A 20198-nucleotide genomic window follows, 5' to 3' on the forward strand; every position below is an offset into this window, starting at 1 on the left:
AGACGATTGCCCACAATCATTAACCTGATTTTCTTAATTCTAAATTGGTATAAAACAATGCAAACTCTTCCAATCAAAATTTCCGATGAAACCCTGCGCGATGGAGAACAACAAGTAGGTGTTTTTTTCTCTTTACCAACCAAACACAAACTTGCCCATCTGATTGCTCAAACAGGAGTTGATGAACTTTGCATCATGCCCAGTGTCTGTGAACAAGAAGCAGAACTAGTCAAAACATTAATATCAGAAGGATGGGATGATCTCATCACTGCTGATACGATGATGGGAAAAGACTACATAGATTATGCGAAGAACTGCGGAGTTAAGCGCATCATTCTCTTCCATGCTGTTTCTGATCGCTTGCTGTTTTTACGCAATCCCCATGTTCGTCTGATGAGCGAATTCCAAGACAAAACCATTGATGACGATATCCCATCTCACATCATCAATCAAATTCGTCAAGATGCTCTTGATGTGATTGTGGAAAATCTGCACTATGCCACAAAAGTCGCTGGTTTGAGAGTAGATTTTGCGGCTGAGGATGCTTCTAGAGCCGATTTTGACTTTTTAGTCCAATGTATTCGCTCATGCAGTCCTTATATTGAACACTTTCTACTGTGCGATACGGTGGGGGTTCTGAGTCCAGAAAAGAGCTATATCTGGATTAACGATTTGCTCCAATCCACTACAGGGGTAGCATTTGGGGTACACTACCACAATGATATGGGATTGGCTCTGGAGAATACTCTTCAATCTCTAATGGCCGGAGCAACTTTAGTATCTGGGACTTTTTGTGGTTTGGGGGAGCGAGCCGGAAATGTTGCCCTTGAGCAAGTATTAAATGGGTTGCGAGTCCGTTTTGGCATTGAAGTTGAGGGCATAAACTATGATGCTGTTGACGCAGTAACTAATTACATTGAGGAGATGGGGATTCGTCCTGCACCCCCCTATTCTCAAACTTCCCAACGTCATGAATCAGGTATCCACGTCAATTCTTTGTTTCGTGATCCTCAGAGCTATGCCATATTTCCTCACAATAAGATAGATGTTGTCTTTGGCAAATGGAGTGGAGTCAGTAATTTTCAATATCTATTTGAAAAGCAACTGCAAAATCCGCAAACCAGACAACAGTATGAGAAAATGCGTTCTGTAATCAAATCTTTGGCGACGGAACAAGAATGTTATTTTACCGCTAACGAAGTTTTAAAACTCTGGAAGGATGGTATCTTTGAATAGCCCGTTGTGATAATTTACAATTCAAAATTCCAAATCGTTATCAACTCAGGAGCATCTTGGCTGAATCCTGAATTACTTGTTAATTTATGGTGTGTCAATCCTGAATCTTAATTACAGGAATGCGGTTTGATTTTTGTGAGCGAAGCCTGGGCTTTCGTTGACAAATCACATATACATTAGCCTTGTTTTAGTTTTCTCTATTACTTACTTTAGAAGAATCAAAGAATTTTATCCAGATGCAAGCAACAACTTTTATTAATAAGTCCGCAAATAATAATTCTGCTCCAGGTACTAATCAATTTTGGAAAAATTTCCACCAGATTATCGGACCTTACTGGTATCCTACAGATGCTAATGGCAGAGCATTTTCAGATGTAATTCGCACATGGGGGATGCTGATTCTCCTCATATTGTTAATCATTTCACTTGTGGGGGTAACAGTTTTTAATAGCTTTGTTAGCCGCTTTTTACTTGATGTTATTACTGAAGAGAAAGATTTAAAGAAATTTACTGATATATTATTTCTTTACGGTTCTGCCCTGGTTCTAGTAACAATATTATTAGGCTTTTCTAGATTTGTGAGGAAAAAGCTTGCTCTTGATTGGTATGAATGGCTCAATAATCATATTTTATCAAAATATTTAAGCAATCGTGCATATTATAAATTAAATTTTAAATCTGATGTTAATAATCCCGATCAACAAATATCGCAAGAAATCGAACCTTTGACCAGAGATACTCTCAGCTTTTTAGCTACATTGCTAGAAAAAGTTATAGAAATGACGGCTTTTTTAATTATTCTCTGGATACTGTCTCCGTGGGTAGCAATTGCTTTGGTTTGTTATACTATAATCGGTAATTTAATTGGTCTTTATTTAGCTCAAGAATTAAATAAAATTAGACAAAAAGAACTCGAATGTACAGGAGACTATACATATAGTTTAACTCATGTTCGCAATCACGCTGAATCAATTGCTTTTTTCCAGGGAGAAGACCAAGAATTAAATATCATTCAGCGCAGATTTAATAAGATTATTCAAGGTGCTAAACAAAAGATTAATTGGGAGAGAAGTCAAGATATTTTTAATCGAGGATATCAGGCTGTCATTCAAATATTTCCATTTATAGTATTTGGTCCTTTACAGATTAAGGGAGAAATTGATTTTGGCGAAATTGCCCAAGCTAGTTTAGCTTGTAATCTGTTCTCTAATGCTATGGCAGAATTAATCAGAGAATTTGCGACTTCAGGGCGTTTTGCTAGTTATATTGAGCGTTTAGCTGAACTTTGGGAAGGGTTAACAGTTGTCACTCAACAACCGGAAAATGTGAGTACGATTAAGACACAAGAAGAAAAACGACTAGCTTTTGAGAATGTTACTTTACAAACTCCCAATTATGAACAGGTAATTGTTGAAGAATTATCGCTGACGGTTCAACCTGGTGAGGGTTTATTAATTGTTGGTCCGAGTGGTCGGGGTAAAAGTTCTCTGTTGAGAGCGATCGCTGGTTTGTGGAACGCAGGAACCGGTCGTGTGGTCAGACCACCCCTAGAAGATGTATTATTTTTACCTCAACGTCCTTACATCATTTTAGGAACTTTGCGAGAACAGTTACTCTATCCCCATACAACACGGGGAATGAGCGAACGCGAACTGGAAGCAGTTTTAAAACAAGTGAATCTGCAAAATTTATTGAGTCGAATAGATAATTTTGATACAGAACTTTCTTGGGAAAATATCCTTTCATTGGGAGAACAACAACGTTTAGCATTCGCACGCTTATTAGTTACTCGTCCTAGCTTTATTATTTTAGATGAAGCTACAAGTGCTTTAGATTTGAAGAATGAAGGTAATTTATATCACCAATTACAAGAAACAAACACAACATATATCAGTGTAGGGCATCGAGAAAGCCTATTTAATTATCATCAATGGGTTTTAGAACTATCACAAGATTCTAGTTGGCATCTGCTATCTGTTGAGGATTATAGACGGCAAAAAGCACAAGAAATTGCTACTGATAATTCTGAAAATTCTGGTATCACTATAGAAGTTGTATCCAATAATAAATCTGCTGATGAAACTGGAAATAAACCAGAAACATTAACCGCTTCTTCTGAAAATACAGAAATTATCATAGATTCTTTACCTGACGATGAAACTGGAAATAAACCAGAAACATTAACCGCTTCTTCTGAAAATACAGAAATTATCATAGATTCTTTACCTGACGATGAAACTGGAAATAAACCAGAAACATTAACAGCAGATACAGGTGAAATTGTAGGACTTTCTCATCGAAAAATGCAGGAATTAACTGACTATTCACTAGGTACTGTCAGAAGCAAGGCCAGCAAAGGTCAAACCATTGCTACAAAGGATGGTTCTACCTACCGCTATAATAAAGACTCAAAGGTTTTGAAATGGGTAAGAGTTGAACACCTTGAGAATTAAGTAACTCAAAAGTAAAAAAACGTAATATCAGTAAACCAAAAAGTTTTTCCCAATGTTAGCCTTTTTATCTCAAGTCCTACAAAGGAAATATCAAGTCATTGAAAGCATTTATCTTCCATCCGGTTAGCCTCAAGAAATTATTACCCAGCTAATCATAAGTAATTATTATCTATATGATATCTACTGGTTAGAACACTGAGAGGTGAAGAGCATCTGACGCTACAAAATACTTGGCATATAGCGCCAGTATTTTATAGGAATCGCTCTTTGGGAAAGACTTTTTGGTTTACTGAATATCCAGATCCCCTACTTCTTGAAGAAGCTGGCGATATACCCGATTTAGATTTTACATTTTATTTAATCATGAAACTCTTACTGCAAAAGGGTTTTACTCCTGACTCCTAACTCCTGCTATATCTTAAATATCTTAAATGTCCTTGCTTTAACACTCATTTACTGATATATATTTCATGGGTAACATAAAGTTCCTCTCAGGAAAACAGGAATATCTTATGACAACAGCAACATTAGCAAATATTGAAGCCGTGCCTTTCTTCGCTCGCTTTTTGGCAGCAGAAGAACCACCAGAAACACCAGCACCACAACCAGAAGAACAGCCATTACCTCCACCAATATTTACTTTAAAGTGGCCTTCTGATTGGGAAGATTGCTAAATAAAGTAAATTTGAAATTGCAAAAATAGCAGAATCAAGAAATTGAAACCTGCTGATTGTTTCTGAATAGATAGCATATTCAGATATCAATAATATTTAAGCGATCGCTGCTGGTTGAATATCCCCGAATTCTACTCGTTGGACAGCCACTATACAGGTGTCTACAAGAAATCGGGGATTTATAATTAAAAAGTAACTTTTTTAGGTAGTTACGAATATTTAGCTAATCAAATCCCAATTAAAAAAGTTTTTATGCACTTATCTGGTGACATTGTTTTATTAATTACTCACAGGGGTGATTTTTTCACAATAGATAGAGTGGCTGAAGCATTGTCAAAAAAAGGGGTGCAACCATTTCGCTTAGATACTGATAGGTTTCCCCTAGAAGTACAATTAACAGCACATTTTGATAACAACAAAACCTATCACACTATAGACTATGGCGGTTATTGTATCAGTACAGAACAGGTGCAAGCGGTGTGGCTGCGCCGAATATGGGAACCAAAACTAAGTGCAGACTTAGCACCCAAGTTTCGAGAAGCTTGCATAAGAGAATCACAAGCAACTTTAAATGGTTTCTGGGATAGTCTGCGGAAAGCTCATTGGGTAGATAAATTAGAATGTATAAATGCTGCCAGTGATAAGTTGCGCCAACTGCGGGTTGCTACTCAGGCAGGTTTTGTCATTCCTCAAACTCTTGTTACTAACAAAGCTGAAGCTGCAAGGAAGTTTTTTCAACAAGTTAACGGCAAGATGGTGAGTAAGTTATTAACTCCTCTATCCCGGACTATGGAATCTACTTCTTTTTTTCTTTATACCAGTGTTATTAAACAATCAGACTTAGAAAATGCTGAGTCCTTGCGTTATTGTCCGATGGTGTTTCAAGAGCAAATTCCTAAACAGTGGGAATTGCGGGTAGTGTACGTAAATGGTAAAGTATTTGTCGGTGCGTTAGATGCCAGCGTTTATGACACATCTAAAGTTGATTGGCGTAAACCTGGTGTTGATGTTGGTGTATGGCAAAACTATGAGCTTCCTGAACAAGTGCTGCGTCGTTTGCAAATCTTTATGGATAAATTGGGGCTATTGTTTGGAGCGTTAGATTTTATCGTCACACCATCAGAAGACTATGTATTTTTAGAAATTAACCCCATAGGTGAATGGGGAATGCTAGAAAAAGACTTGGATTTGCCTATTGCGAATGCGATCGCTGATACTCTACTTTTATAGTTACTAAGGACAGGTGACAGTGTTAGCAGTCTTCTATTGTCTAACTTTTAGTTTTGGTGAATGTCCTCACGCCTTGTCTACGGTTATAATTCCTAATTTAATTAAAAACATATATTTATGACAGTTTTGATAGTCACATATAGCAACGATAATGAAAGCATTCCCTTAGTCATCAAAGCAATTGAAGCACAAGGAGAAAAAGCATTTCGGTTTGACACTGACAGATATCCTACAGAAGTCCAATTAGATATTTACCAAGGTGATACAGAACAGGTAATTATCAGTGATGAGGATAAGCAACTTGATTTAAGTCAAGTTTCTGCGGTTTGGTATCGAAGAATGCGTTATGGGGCAAAAATCCCCAACACAATGGAAAAGCAATATAGAGAAGCATCAATTAACGAATCTCGCGCTACTATTCGGGGTATGATTGCCAGTCTTCCTGGTTTCCATTTTGATTTGATGTCCAATGTACAACGAACTCATCATAAACAATTACAGCTACAAATAGCACGAAAAATAGGATTGCTTATCCCACGCACTCTGACGACTAACAACCCAGAAGCAGTTAAGCAATTTGCTGCTGAATGTCATAAACAAGGTATAGTAACGAAAATGCTTTCTTCCTTTGCTATTTTTGGCGAACAGGGAGAGCAGTTTTTTGTGTTTACAAGTCCAGTTAAAGATCAGGATTTGGAGAATCTGGAAGGACTGCGTTTTTGTCCGATGACGTTTCAAGAAAACGTACCCAAGGCGCTAGAATTGCGGATAACTATTGTAGGACAGCGCGTATTTACAGCAGCAGTAAATTCCCAAAGTTGTCAAGGAGCTACTTATGATTGGCGTAAACAAGGGAGAGCATTAAAAGACGCTTGGCAATCTTATGATTTACCGCCAGATGTTGAGAAAAAACTATTGCAATTGATGGCTGAATTTGGTTTAAACTATGGAGCAATTGATATGATTGTCACACCTGATGGAGATTATGTTTTTCTGGAAATTAATCCAGTTGGGGAATTTTTCTGGTTAGAAATATTTGCACCACATTTCCCAATTTCTCAAGCGATCGCGGAAATTCTTCTAACTGGTAAAAATTAAAGTAATAAATATCGAATTATGCAAACTCGTAGTGTTACTGATCAAACACAATTTAATCCGTTTTCTACTGCTATACAACTTTGGCGGGATTTGAAATTAGTCGCTGGTCCCTATTGGTATCCAACAGAGGTAGGAACAAGAGCATTTTCCGAAGTGATTTATTCTTATGGAATGTTTATTCTGCTGCTCATATTAATCACTTGCATTGTGGGTATCAATAGTCTCAGTAGCTTCTGGAGTCGCTACGTTTTTGATATTGTCATTGAAGAGAAAAACCTAGAAAAGTATCTCAGTACATTATGGATATCTGTGATTTTTATTGTCGTCACTGTACTTTTAGTAGCCTTTTCTAAATATATTAGAAAGAAAATTGCTATGGATTGGTACAAGTGGCTAAATAATCATATTTTAAACAAATATTTGAGTAATCAAGCCTATTATAAAATCAATTTTAAGTCTAAAATTACTAATCCAGACCAACGCATAGCCCAAGAAATTGAACCTATTACCATCAATGCGTTAAGATTTTCCACTACTTTCATAGAGAAGTTCATGGATATGGTTGCTGCTGTAATCATTCTTTGGACTATTTCTTCACAAGTGGCAATTTATCTGATTATTTATACAATTATAGGTAATTTATTGGCAATCTTTCTAAGTCAAGAATTAGCGAAAATAAATCGAGAGGAGCTATCATTTAAAGCTGACTTTAATTATTGCCTAACTCATGTCAGAAATCATGCTGAATCAATTGCCTTTTTCCAAGGAGAAACCGAAGAAATAAATATTATTAACCGCAGATTTGATAATATACTGAAAAATGCGGAACGGAGGCTAAATTGGGAAAGGGGTCAAGATATTTTTAACAGTGCCTATCAGTCGGCAATCAGTTTATTTTCTATGTTTATTCTTACACCTTTATTTATTCAAGATCAGATAAACTATGGAGAAATTAGCCAAGCTACATTTTGTAGTTTTATGTTTTCTAATGCTTTAGGTGTATTAATAGCTGAATTCGGCAATTCAGGAAGATTTTCTAGTTACGTCCAGCGTTTAGCTGAATTTTCAGATGCGTTAGCATCGGTAAGCAAAAAACCTGAAAATATTAGTACTATCAAAGTCATAGAAGAACCGCGTTTAGGGTTTGAGGATGTCACCTTAAAAACACCCAATTATGAACAAGTGATAGTTAAAGACTTATCATTATCTGTTTCACCAGGAGAAGGATTATTGATAGTTGGTGCTAGTGGTAGGGGTAAAAGTTCTTTGTTAAGAGCGATCGCTGGTTTGTGGAATGCCGGAAGTGGTAGGTTAGTAAGACCTGCATTAAAGGAAATGTTGTTTCTTCCCCAACGTCCTTATATAATTTTAGGAACTCTGCGTCAACAACTACTTTATCCGCATCCAGACCTGAAAATGAGCGACCGCCAACTGGAAGAAATTCTCCATAAAGTGAATTTACAAAACCTGCTCACCCGCGTCAATAGCTTTGATACAGAAGTTGCTTGGGAAAATATTTTATCCTTGGGAGAACAGCAACGTTTAGCTTTTGCCAGATTATTAATTTCTCTGCCTAACTTTACTATTTTAGATGAAGCAACGAGTGCTTTAGATTTAAAAAACGAAGAAAATTTATATTCTCAATTACAAGCTACAAACACAACTTTTATTAGTGTGGGACATAGAGAAAGTTTGTTTAATTATCATCAATGGGTTTTAGAACTTACAGAGAATAATCATTGGGAACTTGTATCAGTCGCAGATTATCGTCGTAAAAAATCAATTTTTCTTGTTAAATCATAATCATAAATTTTAAAAATCATAATTATGCTTACCAAACAACAAAGACAATTCATTAATTATAAAAGCATCAAAATTTATCAACGAACCTACCAATTACCAGTTCTGAAAAATCATTGTGTAAAAACATTACAAAATAAAATTCGTGAACGTCAAAAATTAATTAAAGAAGGTGTTCGTTATCATCATATTGCTGGGATAATTAAACGAAAGAAAGCTATTACCCAAGGAGAGATTTTAGGAGAAATTAAATTATTTATCATAGACTATAATCATATTATTGATTTTCTCGAAAATTATCAGGAAAGTTATCAGGATTTTTTGTTAACCCTGATGGATAATTTAAAGAAATTATTTCAAAAAAAATATTTAGAAATCAAAAACCTAGAAGATGCCAGAAATAAATTAGAATTAAAAAACCAACAAAATCCGCGAATATTAAATGAACTCAGATGGGAAAATAAAGAAAATTTAAAAGCTGTTATTGTATTGAGCAATGCTTATTTATTAACTTTAGAAAAAATCAAATTAATTAGTGAAGGAATTAGCAAGCTGGCAGAAGATACTCAGAACCAAAGACAAATTGTGCAGCAAATAGTAAAAGATTTAGCGGTATATCAAGAAATTTACGAATATCAACAAAAAGCTTATAAAATTCGTCAGGAAATAGCGCAACTTGCCCATAATGCCATTAATTTTGAAGATTCTATCCAAGATTACTTTAGTCCCTTTCAATCTTTAATAGAAGAAGTAGTGAAAGTAGATGAATATTTTTATGCAACTGTTGGAGATATTAAAAGTCTAGGGGAAAATATTTTAAATTATCAGTCCAATTTATTGAAAGTCGAAGATAATGAAGCATTTTCTCAAACTTTCCTCGATTTTATGGTAAAAAGTTATGAGAAGAATTCTAGATTAAAAGATGCTTTAATTCAATCTCAATTATTAGAGTGGCAAAGCCCTAATTTTGATACCAATGTAAATGGTGAAAACGGTGTTTTTTTAGGTCACGGTATTGATTTAATCTCTAATTATATATCTCAACAAATAACTGATCAAATCCAAACTCTAGACAAAGCAGAAGTAAATTTTATCTCTACACCATCTCTAGCTACGACTAAAAAGACAGAATTAATGGAAGTAGCTAATGAGCATATTAGTTCCCAGCCAGAATTTTTGAGTGATCAAGATATTGACTATACAAGATTGCGGGATCTGCTGGCAGGAAATAAATGGAAAGAAGCTGATATTGAAACTGCTATATTAATGCTAAAAGTCATGAAAAAGAATTATTGGAATGACGTTTATCAAGAAGATATTGAAAACTTCCCTTGTCAAGACCTGGATATTATTGATCGACTTTGGGAACAATACAGTTATGGTTATTTTGGTTTTAGGATTCAACAAACTATCTGGAGTCAAATGGGTGGTCAAATAGATTATGAAACAGAAAAGAAACTAGGCGATCGCCTGGGGTGGCGAAAAGATGGAAAATGGTTAGACTATGAAGCACTAACTTTTCAATTGTCCCCCATAACACCGATGGGACACCTACCAGCCAAATGGTTACACTATGAACCACACAGCCTTGAATTATCTTCACCATCATCGACAGAACACCTTTCAATGGCAGCTTGGCGGGTAAAATCTTGGTTGATTTGGCAGATGCACTTATTCTTTTCTCGTGTAAAAAGCTGTCACTAAACTTCACTAGGGAGAAACGCAATACTGTTCGGTTAAGGGGAGATAGGGGGTAAAGTCAAAGATATTTTGTTCGCGTATAAATTACGAGAACAAGAAAAGCTAAAAAAGTTGCTTATACCGAACAAAAGGCATACTGAAAAACTTAATTGTCAATTGATGAGAATATCCTTATATTACGTTATTATTCTGAAATAATTCCCATATTTTCACCACAAAAAAATTGAGTAGGGGCGCAAAAAACTTTCCCCTACAATGGGTTTTATTTAAATAAAATTGCTACCATTGTCAGTGTTAAAACAGACATAAAATAGCTCAAGAGGGTTGAGTATCTTTTCGCCAGACAGTAAAGCCCAACAGAAAAATGATACTAATGGCGGTAGAAATTATCACCATAAAATTCACACCTTGTATTCTCATCGCCAGCAAGTTAAAAACGAGAGTGATTGACCAAAGAGTGAACGCCGCACGGGGCTGGGAAAATCCCAAAGCCAATAAACGGTGGTGTAGGTGGTCTTTACCTGGGGTACTGAGAGGATTTTTTCCTGCCAATAACCTGCGGACAAACACTTGTGTAGTATCCAGTACAGGCAACAGCAGAAATAACACAGTCGGTCCCAGGGCGAAAATAGTACTTTCTTGCAGATTACCTAAAATACTGGTTGCAGCCAGCACATAGCCAAAAAAGTATGCACCCGCATCACCCATGATAATCCGTGAGGGGTGGAAGTTATGACGCAAAAAGCCCAAGGCTCCACCCCCTAAAGCTGCTAGCACTAAAATAGCGGCGGCGCGATTGGGAAATTGGGCTGCAACTCCTAATAAACTCATAGCGGTGATAAAACTTACCCCTCCCGCTAATCCATCCATACCATCCATCAAGTTGATGGCGTTAGTGATCCCCACTACCCAAAGTACCGTCACCGACATGGAAAGCAGCGAGTCAATGGGTGTACTGAAACCAACCTCGATACTGATGCCATTTGCATACAGTAACAAAGCCGTGACAATCTGCGCCCACAAGCGCACAGAGGGCGGTAAACCGAACTGATCATCAATAAAACCAACCAGCACTAGGATTGAACCTCCTAGTAGAATAGTTAGCACCTGAGCTAATACGTTTTGCAGGGCAATCGGTCGTAAGAGGGTAGCTAGTACCATTGCGGCAATTACTCCCGCGTAAATAGCTAAACCCCCGGCATTGGGCAAGGGCTGCTGGTTGAGCCGTCGAGCGTTTGGTTGGTCAGCCCAACCTACCCGCAGGGCAAATTGGCGGACTGTGGGAATTAATCGCCACGTTACCAGCCAAGCCAAACAAAATGTAAATACTACTGCCAACCAGCCGGAGCCGCGAGGGTCGGCAATGCCGAGGGATTCAAGAAAGTTGTCTAGGTTCATCCCCCAATTCAAGCATTACTGCCAGTATCCTGTATGAGTATCAATAGTATATTAATCAATTTTTTTATTTCCATTTATAATCTGAGCTAATTGGGTAATTAGCACTCTGCTCTTGTGAGTGCTAAATTGTTTAATGGAACCGCTAGAGAAATTAAACATGGCAAAAATTATTTCCTTTGATGAAGATTCACGGCGGGCTTTAGAACGGGGAGTCAACGCCCTGGCTGATGCTGTGAAAATTACTTTGGGACCAAGAGGTCGCAACGTCCTTTTAGAAAAGAAATTTGGCGCACCTCAAATCGTTAACGATGGGATCACTGTCGCCCAAGAAGTGGAATTAGAAGATCCCTTAGAAAACACTGGTGCAAGACTAATCCAGGAAGTCGCATCCAGAACCAAGGACATTGCTGGTGATGGCACCACTACCGCTACAGTTTTAGCACAGGCGCTGATTAGAGAAGGTTTAAAGAACGTCGCAGCTGGTACTAACCCCATCAGCTTGAAGCGCGGAATCGACAAAACTATTGAAGCTCTGGTCAAAGAAATTGCCGAGATGGCCAAGCCTGTAGAAGGCAGTGCGATCGCTCAAGTTGCCACTGTTTCAGCTGGTAATGATGAACAAGTCGGCGCGATGATTGCCGAAGCAATGGAAAGAGTCACCAAAGACGGTGTAATCACTGTTGAAGAATCCAAATCTCTCACCACAGAACTGGAAGTAGTGGAAGGGATGCAGATTGACCGGGGTTATATTTCTCCCTACTTCATCACCAATAACGACCGCCAGATCGTCGAGTTTGAAAACGCTCGCATCCTGATTACTGACAAAAAAATCAGCAGCATTCAGGATTTAGTTCCCGTGTTGGAAAAAGTTGCCCGTGTTGGTCAACCCTTGCTGATTATTGCTGAAGATGTAGAAGGCGACGCTTTAGCAACTTTGGTAGTCAACAAGGCACGGGGTGTGCTGGCTGTGGCTGCGATTAAAGCACCAGGATTTGGCGATCGCCGCAAAGCTTTGTTACAAGACATTGCTATTCTCACCGATGGACAGATGATTTCTGAAGAAATCGGTTTAAGCCTAGACACCGCTACTTTGGAAATGCTGGGAACAGCCCGCAAAATCACCATTGACAAAGAAAGCACCACAATCGTAGCTGCTGGTGAAACCAAACCAGAAGTACAAACCCGAATTGCTCAAATTCGTCAGCAATTAGAAGAAACTGATTCTGACTACGATCAAGAAAAACTCCAAGAACGCATCGCCAAGCTAGCTGGCGGTGTCGCAGTTATTAAAGTGGGTGCGGCCACAGAAACCGAACTCAAAGACCGTAAACTGCGGATTGAGGACGCGCTCAACGCCACTAAAGCTGCTGTCGAAGAAGGCATAGTTCCTGGTGGTGGCACAACCTTAATCAAGTTGATTACCAAAATAGACGCAATCAAAGCCCACCTCAGCGAAGAAGAAAAAATTAGGCGCTGATATTGTCAAACGAGCCTTAGAAGCTCCCTTACGTCAAATAGCAGATAATGCTGGTGACGAAGGTTCCGTGATTGTCTCTCAAGTCAAAGAAAGCGCTGGCAATATCGGTTACAACGCCGCTACTGGAAAATTTGAGGATTTGATTGCAGCTGGTATCATCGATCCTGCGAAAGTAGTGCGTTCAGCTTTGCAAAATGCCGGTTCCATTGCTGGTATGGTTATTACCACTGAAGCGATCGTAGTCGAAAAACCAGAGCCTAAATCTGCGGCTCCAGCCCCTGACATGGGCGGTATGGGCGGCATGGGCGGCATGGGCGGCATGGGCGGCATGGGTGGCATGGGCGGCATGGGTATGTTCTAATCTCTGTTGCTTCATGTAAATATTTTGTGAGCAGTTTGTCTTATGATGGCAAACTGTTTTTTTATACCCTTGCTGATTCCCAGACAATTAAGTGATATGATAACCGCTTGCATACTGATGTTATATTTGACAAAACTAGGTCATCTATCAATGACATCTTGATATTAAAACTTGTAAAATTTCTGACAAAAGGTTAAATAAACACAGCTACTTTTCTAGCATGAAGGAGCCAAAATCCAAAAGCGCAATTTTTTGACCAATGACTAATGACCAATGACTAATGACTAATGACCAATGACTAATGACCAATGACTAATGACCATTGACTAATGACTATTAAGTAAAACTGCATGGTAAGAAAAATTCGCCGTATACCCAAAGCAGTGAAGAAGTTCTACAAAAAGGAATTCTATCACCAACCAGGAACTCTTCCCGGAACTATCATCGTTGACGTAAATGCTGAAGAACCCACAATTTGTTTGTTTGACTATAACCAAAATAACTGCCTTCGCAAACAAATAGAAGTTCCTGAAGAATGTACCACTTATCTAGATCAAGAATCTGTCTCTTGGGTGGATGTACAAGGATTAGGGAATCCAGACATATTACAACGATTGGGTAAAGTTTTTGATTTACATCCTCTAGTTTTAGAAGATGTAGTCAATATGGGAGAACGTCCCAAAATTGAAGATTATGAAGATCAATTACTGATAATTTCCCAAATGGTAGTTCCAATGGCAAAAAACTGTGGGTTTTACAGCGAGCAAGTGAGTTTTGTCTTGGGGAAACATTATTTGCTCACAGTGCAGGAAGAACCAGAACATGATTGCTTTGAAGGCGTGAGGTTAAGAATTGAGCGAAGTAAAGGGATCATTCGCAAACAGGGGGCTGATTATTTAGCTTATGCCTTGTTAGATGCAATTATTGATGGCTTTTTCCCAGTGCTGGAACTGTATGGGGAACGACTGGAAGAATTAGAGGAGGAAGTAATACTTAACCCTACCCGAAAAACACTACAACAAATCTATCAAGTTAGGCGAGAACTTCTGCAACTACGTCGTGCTATCTGGCCTCAGAGAAATGCAATTAGTTCTTTAATTCGAGATGGTAGTGAACTAATAGGAACAGAAGTGCAAATTTACCTGCGAGATTGTTACGATCATGCCGTGCAAGTCATGGATATGGTGGAAAATTACCGGGAACTAGCATCTGGATTGATGGATGTTTATTTATCGGCTGTGAGTAACAAAATGAATGAAATCATGAAGTTGCTCACGGTGGTTTCTGCTATTTTTATTCCATTAACTTTTGTGGCTGGAATCTATGGCATGAATTTTAATACCGAAAGATCTCCATATAATATGCCTGAACTAAATTGGTATTGGGGCTACCCAATTTGCTTGGCTGTAATGGCAGCGATCGCTTTTGGTTTGCTATTCTTTTTCTGGCGGCGAGGCTGGCTCAAAGACTCTTCCACAATTAACCAAGATGGGAAATAGCTCATGCGTCCCATATACAAAATTTTTATAGGGAGTTAATATTCTGATTTATGAGTAATGGCGACCAAAATTTAGTTGTTTTGACCCTTTATATTATTGGCGTTTCCTACGTCTTTAATCGTATGGTCGAGTCTATTGACGAGCAAATTAAATTTGAATTTAAAAAAGCAGTCGTTGATGAACAACTCAAAGAACAAAATCTTCAAGACAAAATAGGGATTTCTTTTAAATTTAAACCCTCATCTTCTGTAGATGATGTCAAGGAGTTATCGCTGAGTATCGATAATAAATCTGATAATATTGCTATATATGTTGACTGGGATAATAGCTCGTTAGTTGTCGAACATAGCAAGCAATCGCGCCGAGTTATTCGCAAATCACCAGATTTGACCCGTGACTTAGCTGTACCACAAAGTCCTAGTTTGATTGCTCCTCAGAAAACACTGTCCGAAACAGTCACAGCAGAAGATGTTTTTGAGCGTAATAAAGATACTGGAACTTACTCGGCTACAAAACCCATAATTAATATTACTGCATTGAGCAAAGGTGGAGGACCGCAAAAAAAATTATATAACGACTTTATGCAGGAAAGAAAGGAGTTAGAATTTTCACTACAACTGGTGCTACGCATCTCTGAAGTCCGTGTAGGTTTAGCTCCAGGTGTGAATATCCCACCGATGTGCATTATTAATTGTCCCTTCACCATTAGAAAATTACCCTGGACTTATGCTCTGCCTTGGAAGAAAAAGAAATAATCCAAACCGGACACATGATGCCATCCCAGATTACACTGGAGTTAGGGAGGGAGTAGGCGCAGGCGGTTGCAGATCAGTCAGAGTGACTGGTTTGAGGAAAGTCCGGACTCCCGAAAGACCAAACTTGCTGGGTAACGCCCAGTGCGAGCGATCGTGAGGATAGTGCCACAGAAAGATACCGCCATCTTCAGTGAACAGTGAACAGTGAACAGTGAACAGTCAAAACCTGATAACTGATAACTGATAACTGAAAATGGTAAGGGTGCAAAGGTGCGGTAAGAGCGCACCAGCAGCGTCGAGAGGCGCTGGCTCGGTAAACCCCGGTAGGGAGCAAGGCCAGAGGAAACTACGGTTGGTCTTTTACCAGTTTCCGTGCATTAGAGCCGCTAGAGGCGTTTGGTAACAAGCGTCCCAGATAGATAACTGCCCTCAAAGGTGTTTTTAAACATTGGCGAGAACAGAACCCGGCTTATGTCCGACTCTCTCCCCCTAATTTTTAAGTGCTGAGTGCTGAGTGCTGAGTCAAGAAAGTTCTGAGTGCTGAACAAGTTCCCCCAGTCCCTTTCTCCCCTGCCCCCTGCACCCTGCCCCTCTGCCCCTCTGCCTCTTACCAGTCCCCTTGATGACACTTGTTTATCCACGCCGTCAGCGACAGCTCGAAAGTTTAGTTAGAAGGTTAGGTTTACCACCAGGTTTACCCATTAAGTGGGATCTGTTGGATTTGGCTCTGACTCATCCTACGGTTTCGGAATCGGCAAATTATGAACAATTGGAATTTGTTGGTGATGCAGTGGTGCGATTAGCTGCGGCTGTAGTGTTGTGGGAAACTTATCCTGATTGTCCAGTGGGGGATTTTGCGGCCATTCGTTCGGTTTTGGTGAGCGATCGCATCCTCGCGCAACTGGCAAGAGAATATAGTTTACAATTATACTTACTTGTGGCTGGTAGTGCTACAAGTGACAAAATTGGTCTAGAATCACGATTGGCAGATGCTTTTGAGGCTGTTCTGGGTGCGCTTTACCTCAGCACGAACAATTTGGAATTAATTCGTCCTTGGCTAGATTTTCATTTGAAAAAGCTAGCAACGGAAATTCGCCTCGATCCCGCTAGACTTAATTACAAAGCCGCCCTGCAAGAATGGACACAGGCAGAATTTAAAGTTTTGCCTGAGTATCGGGTAACGGAAGTTAATCAAAGTAACCAAAATCAAGAGCGTTTTGCGGCTGAAGTTTGGCTACATGACAACAAACTAGGTGAAGGTAAAGGACGTTCCATCAAAGCTGCTGAACAAGCCGCCGCTAAAGTCGCTTTCTTAGGAATTTCTCAGCCGGAAAATCCCTAAACTCAGCATTTTTACTGTTTTTATTATTTTTAGATGATGTATTTCTTTTGGCAGTCTCTGACTACTAAAGTAGTAAATAACTAATAAATAATAACTAACGAAATGAAAATTGCTGTGATTGGTGTGGGGCGTTGGGGAGTACATTTACTGCGGAATTTTTTAGCACATCCCCAAGTGAGTGTAGTGGCGGTAGTAGACCCCCAAGCAGAAAGATTGGCAGCAGTCAAGCAACAGTTTAATTTAGATGAAAATATATTATTGACTACTCAGTGGTCAGCTTTACAGCAAGTAGCGGGGCTGACAGCAGTGGCGATCGCCACTCCAGCTACTACCCACTATGCTTTAATTAAAGAGGCGCTGCATCTGGGCTACCACGTTTTAGCAGAAAAACCCTTAACTCTAGACCCAGGAGAATGTCTGGAACTTTGCCAGATAGCAGAACAACAGCATTTAATCTTGATGGTTGACCATACTTATTTATTTCATCCAGCTGTTGAACAAGGGCAAACTGTTGTTAAGGCAGGTAAATTAGGTAATTTACGCTATGGTTACGCCACACGTACACATTTAGGGCCAGTCCGCCAAGATGTTGATGCTTTGTGGGATTTAGCTATTCATGATATTGCTATTTTTAACAACTGGCTGGGTCAGATCCCAGTGAAAGTACAGGCTACGGGTACGGTGTGGTTACAGGGAGTAGAGAATAGGGAACTGACACACTCACCATCAGGGTTAGCAGATTTAGTCTGGGTAACGCTGACATACCCGGATGAGTTTCAGGTATATATTCACCTGTGCTGGGGAAATCCTGATAAACAGAGAAGACTGGCGGTTGTGGGTAGCCGTGGTTGCTTGATTTTTGATGAAATGTCCACTACATCGCCTTTAACTCTGTTACATGGTGAGTTTGAACGTCAAGGAAATCAGTTTTTACCTGTGAATCAAAAACCAGAAATGCTGGAATTAAAAACAGGGGAACCATTGCAGCGAGTTTGCGATCGCTTTATTCTCAGTATTATTCAGAACACTACCCCAGACATCTCATCTGGTTGGGTAGGCACAGAATTAGTACAGATTCTCTCTGGTCTGACAGCATCTCTAAACCAGGGCGGACAACCTGTGGTTTTAAAAATCAACGGTTTCTGATTTCTCTATTTCTTGGTAGAAATTAGCGAACAGTTACCAGCCCTTACCCCCTCATCCTCAGAAGCAACTACCCGATTATGTAAATTCCCTTCTGTTGTAGAAGCATTTAATCGGGTAATATCAATCATCGGCAAGGTAATCTTCACCGTTGTACCTTGGTTTATACCCGCACTTTCCAGAGTAATAGTACCTCCCATGAGTTCAATTAAGTTGCGGGAAATCGCTAGTCCTAGTCCCGTACCTTCAACCTTGCGTGTTGCGCCTCCATCTAGCATCACGAAGGGGCGAAATAGTTTGTGCTGCTGGTCAGGTTCTATGCCTAAACCTGTATCTGTTATGCTGACAATCACCTGAAATTTGTGGGAAATTGTAGCAATCCTAATGCTTCCCTCGTCGGTAAACTTAGTAGCATTACCAATGATATTAATTAGTACCTGCTTTAACTTTGCTGCGTCTGCTTCTACGGGAATCAAGTCAGTACCTAAATCAGTTTTTAACTGCAAGCCTTTGTTCTGCACATTTACTGATTGTAAATTAATCACTTCCAGCAGTATTTGCCGGAGATCAATCGGTACTTTAACTACTGACAGTTTACCTGCTTCAATTTTGGAGATATCAAGTAGTTCATTAATAATACCTAGCAAGTGAATAGCTGTGTCGTCGGCACGTTTGAGAAACTCTATTTCTTCTTCTCGGTTATCGCACAAGCCCTCGTGAACTACGCGCACGCAGTTAATAATCACATTGAGTGGATTTCTCAATTCATGGGAAGTGGTAGCCAAAAACTGACTTTTGATCTGGTTAGCAGTTTTTGCCTCTTTCCAAGCAATTTCTAGTTCTTCTGCCCAGGCTTTGAGTCTCTCAACCATTTGGTCTATTGCTTGCGCCAGTTGGTTGAACTCCCGGATTTTGAAGTTGCGTGGTACTGGTTGTGCGGCGTGGTGGCTGTGAAGATTCAGGGCATAGTCGCGCAATTCTTCTAGAGGATTGGCCAGGTAAGGAGCTAGATATAAAGATGCCAACAAACTCGCACCAATTAAACCAACTGTTAAAACAATCAGGATCAGTTTGATTTCTTCCAAACCTAGCAGAGCATTATCCACAGTTGTCACAGCGACGACTATCCATTTTTGCCCTTGCTCTTTTGTAATGGGGTTGGCGATAGCTGTGTAACCAACTATGAATCCATTGCCCTCTTGATTCGGCAAATTTATAGAATTACTTTGTCCAGCCATTGCCTTTTTGACAATCTGTTCCAGTTGGGCAGCATCTGGGTGTTGTTGAATATTCGTCCCTACTAGCTCGGCTGATGGGTGTGCTAAAATCATCCCGTTTTCAGCAATTACTACAGTAGCGCCTGTTAAGGACCCCGGCTGATTTTTGCTTTGTTTGTATAGTGCTGATTGAATACTCAAGGCATATAGCACTTTCCCAGTGCGACTATACACTGGAGTGGATAGCATTAATTGCAGTTGATTATGGGTATTTTTTTTACCTGTGGTTCCTGCCTTGGGAGGTAATATTTTTTTGATAACAATTTTTTCTCCTTGATCAGGAAAAGATAATCTCGATTCGGCAATTGCTTGGTTTCCACAGGTACTGGCAATGATTTTACTGCTTTGTAGATGAGTTAATTGCAGGCACTCAATATGCGTTGGTAATTGTTTTGCTAGCTGAGTGAGATATTTTTGTGCTTGTTTAGATGAACCAGTCTGAATAACGGTTGTTTGACTGACAGTGAGCAAGTGAGTTTGTAGGGTAGCGATCGCATTAGCAATTGTCTCACCTTTGAAAATAGCGCTCTCTGTCAGATTTTGACGGGCAGTTTTTAATAGGCTAGACCTAGCCTTATTCAAGGCTACAATTTGCCCCAACAATAATGCTGGGACAAACAACAGTAAAATTCTTGTTACTAAAATACGTCTAAAGGATGATTGACAAGCCTTAGCCATCGAGGATCTCACTTCGCATCTGTAAACCACAAAAGTAACGATGTGCAATTAGAATAGCTCAAGGAGATATTCTGCT

13 protein-coding genes, 1 other RNA gene and 1 pseudogene are annotated in these 20198 nt (G+C 39.4%); 13 read left to right on the forward strand and 2 right to left on the reverse strand.

All coding sequences use genetic code 11. From position 1 onward, the window contains the following. The first annotated feature begins 57 nt into the window (after nt 1-57). The 7 genes from NSP_RS21725 (at nt 58) to NSP_RS21755 (ending at nt 10195) form a co-directional block, all read left to right on the forward strand. Nucleotides 58-1236, forward strand: a complete 1179-nt coding sequence (locus tag NSP_RS21725) for a 2-isopropylmalate synthase (protein WP_006196343.1) — start codon at nt 58-60, stop codon at nt 1234-1236. Nucleotides 1237-1472: 236 nt separating this feature from the next. Next, nucleotides 1473-3689, forward strand: coding sequence for an ABC transporter ATP-binding protein/permease (locus NSP_RS21730; protein ID WP_006196345.1), 2217 nt, complete (start codon nt 1473-1475; stop codon nt 3687-3689). 512 nt (nt 3690-4201) lie between these two features. Next, nucleotides 4202-4363: a microviridin/marinostatin family tricyclic proteinase inhibitor gene (locus NSP_RS21735; protein WP_006196348.1), complete on the forward strand. Its 162-nt coding sequence runs from the start codon at nt 4202-4204 to the stop codon at nt 4361-4363. 252 nt (nt 4364-4615) lie between these two features. Then, nucleotides 4616-5593, forward strand: coding sequence for an MvdC family ATP-grasp ribosomal peptide maturase (locus NSP_RS21740; protein WP_006196349.1), 978 nt, complete (start codon nt 4616-4618; stop codon nt 5591-5593). A gap of 117 nt (nt 5594-5710) precedes the next feature. Next, on the forward strand, nt 5711-6691 hold the full coding sequence (locus NSP_RS21745) for an MvdD family ATP-grasp ribosomal peptide maturase (RefSeq protein WP_006196351.1): 981 nt from the start codon (nt 5711-5713) through the stop codon (nt 6689-6691). Between the two features lie 18 nt (nt 6692-6709). Continuing rightward, nucleotides 6710-8494, forward strand: coding sequence for an ABC transporter ATP-binding protein/permease (locus NSP_RS21750; RefSeq protein ID WP_006196353.1), 1785 nt, complete (start codon nt 6710-6712; stop codon nt 8492-8494). Nucleotides 8495-8518: 24 nt separating this feature from the next. Beyond that, nucleotides 8519-10195 (forward strand): GUN4 domain-containing protein, encoded by a 1677-nt coding sequence (locus NSP_RS21755; protein WP_006196354.1) that lies wholly within the window; start codon nt 8519-8521, stop codon nt 10193-10195. A gap of 312 nt (nt 10196-10507) precedes the next feature. On the opposite strand, the gene NSP_RS21760 is transcribed toward NSP_RS21755, so the two are convergent. Continuing rightward, nucleotides 10508-11590 (reverse strand): MraY family glycosyltransferase, encoded by a 1083-nt coding sequence (locus tag NSP_RS21760; protein WP_006196355.1) that lies wholly within the window; start codon nt 11588-11590, stop codon nt 10508-10510. Between the two features lie 157 nt (nt 11591-11747). Between NSP_RS21760 and groL the strand changes: the two are divergent. The 6 genes and pseudogenes from groL (at nt 11748) to NSP_RS21785 (ending at nt 18170) form a co-directional block, all read left to right on the forward strand. Next, nucleotides 11748-13428: pseudogene (gene groL, locus NSP_RS21765) on the forward strand (chaperonin GroEL). 350 nt (nt 13429-13778) lie between these two features. Further along, the gene (gene corA, locus NSP_RS21770; protein WP_006196359.1) at nt 13779-14927 is read left to right on the forward strand and encodes a magnesium/cobalt transporter CorA; all 1149 of its coding nucleotides are present in this window, start codon (nt 13779-13781) and stop codon (nt 14925-14927) included. A gap of 50 nt (nt 14928-14977) precedes the next feature. After that, on the forward strand, nt 14978-15682 hold the full coding sequence (locus NSP_RS21775) for a hypothetical protein (protein WP_006196360.1): 705 nt from the start codon (nt 14978-14980) through the stop codon (nt 15680-15682). Nucleotides 15683-15731: 49 nt separating this feature from the next. After that, an RNA gene (rnpB, locus tag NSP_RS23765) (RNase P RNA component class A) lies at nt 15732-16169 on the forward strand. Between the two features lie 135 nt (nt 16170-16304). Further along, nucleotides 16305-17024 carry a ribonuclease III gene (rnc, locus tag NSP_RS21780; protein ID WP_006196365.1) on the forward strand — a complete coding sequence of 240 codons (720 nt, stop codon included), beginning with the start codon at nt 16305-16307 and terminating at the stop codon, nt 17022-17024. A 102-nt stretch (nt 17025-17126) separates the two neighbouring features. After that, a complete protein-coding gene (locus tag NSP_RS21785; protein WP_006196366.1) occupies nt 17127-18170 on the forward strand; it encodes a Gfo/Idh/MocA family protein in 1044 nt (347 codons plus the stop codon). Nucleotides 18171-18175: 5 nt separating this feature from the next. Here NSP_RS21785 and NSP_RS21790 read toward each other — a convergent pair whose 3' ends face one another. Next, nucleotides 18176-20122, reverse strand: coding sequence for a sensor histidine kinase (locus tag NSP_RS21790; protein ID WP_006196368.1), 1947 nt, complete (start codon nt 20120-20122; stop codon nt 18176-18178). Nucleotides 20123-20198: the final 76 nt, after the last annotated feature.

Source organism: Nodularia spumigena CCY9414, assembly GCF_000340565.2.
GTDB classification, from domain to species: domain Bacteria; phylum Cyanobacteriota; class Cyanobacteriia; order Cyanobacteriales; family Nostocaceae; genus Nodularia; species Nodularia spumigena.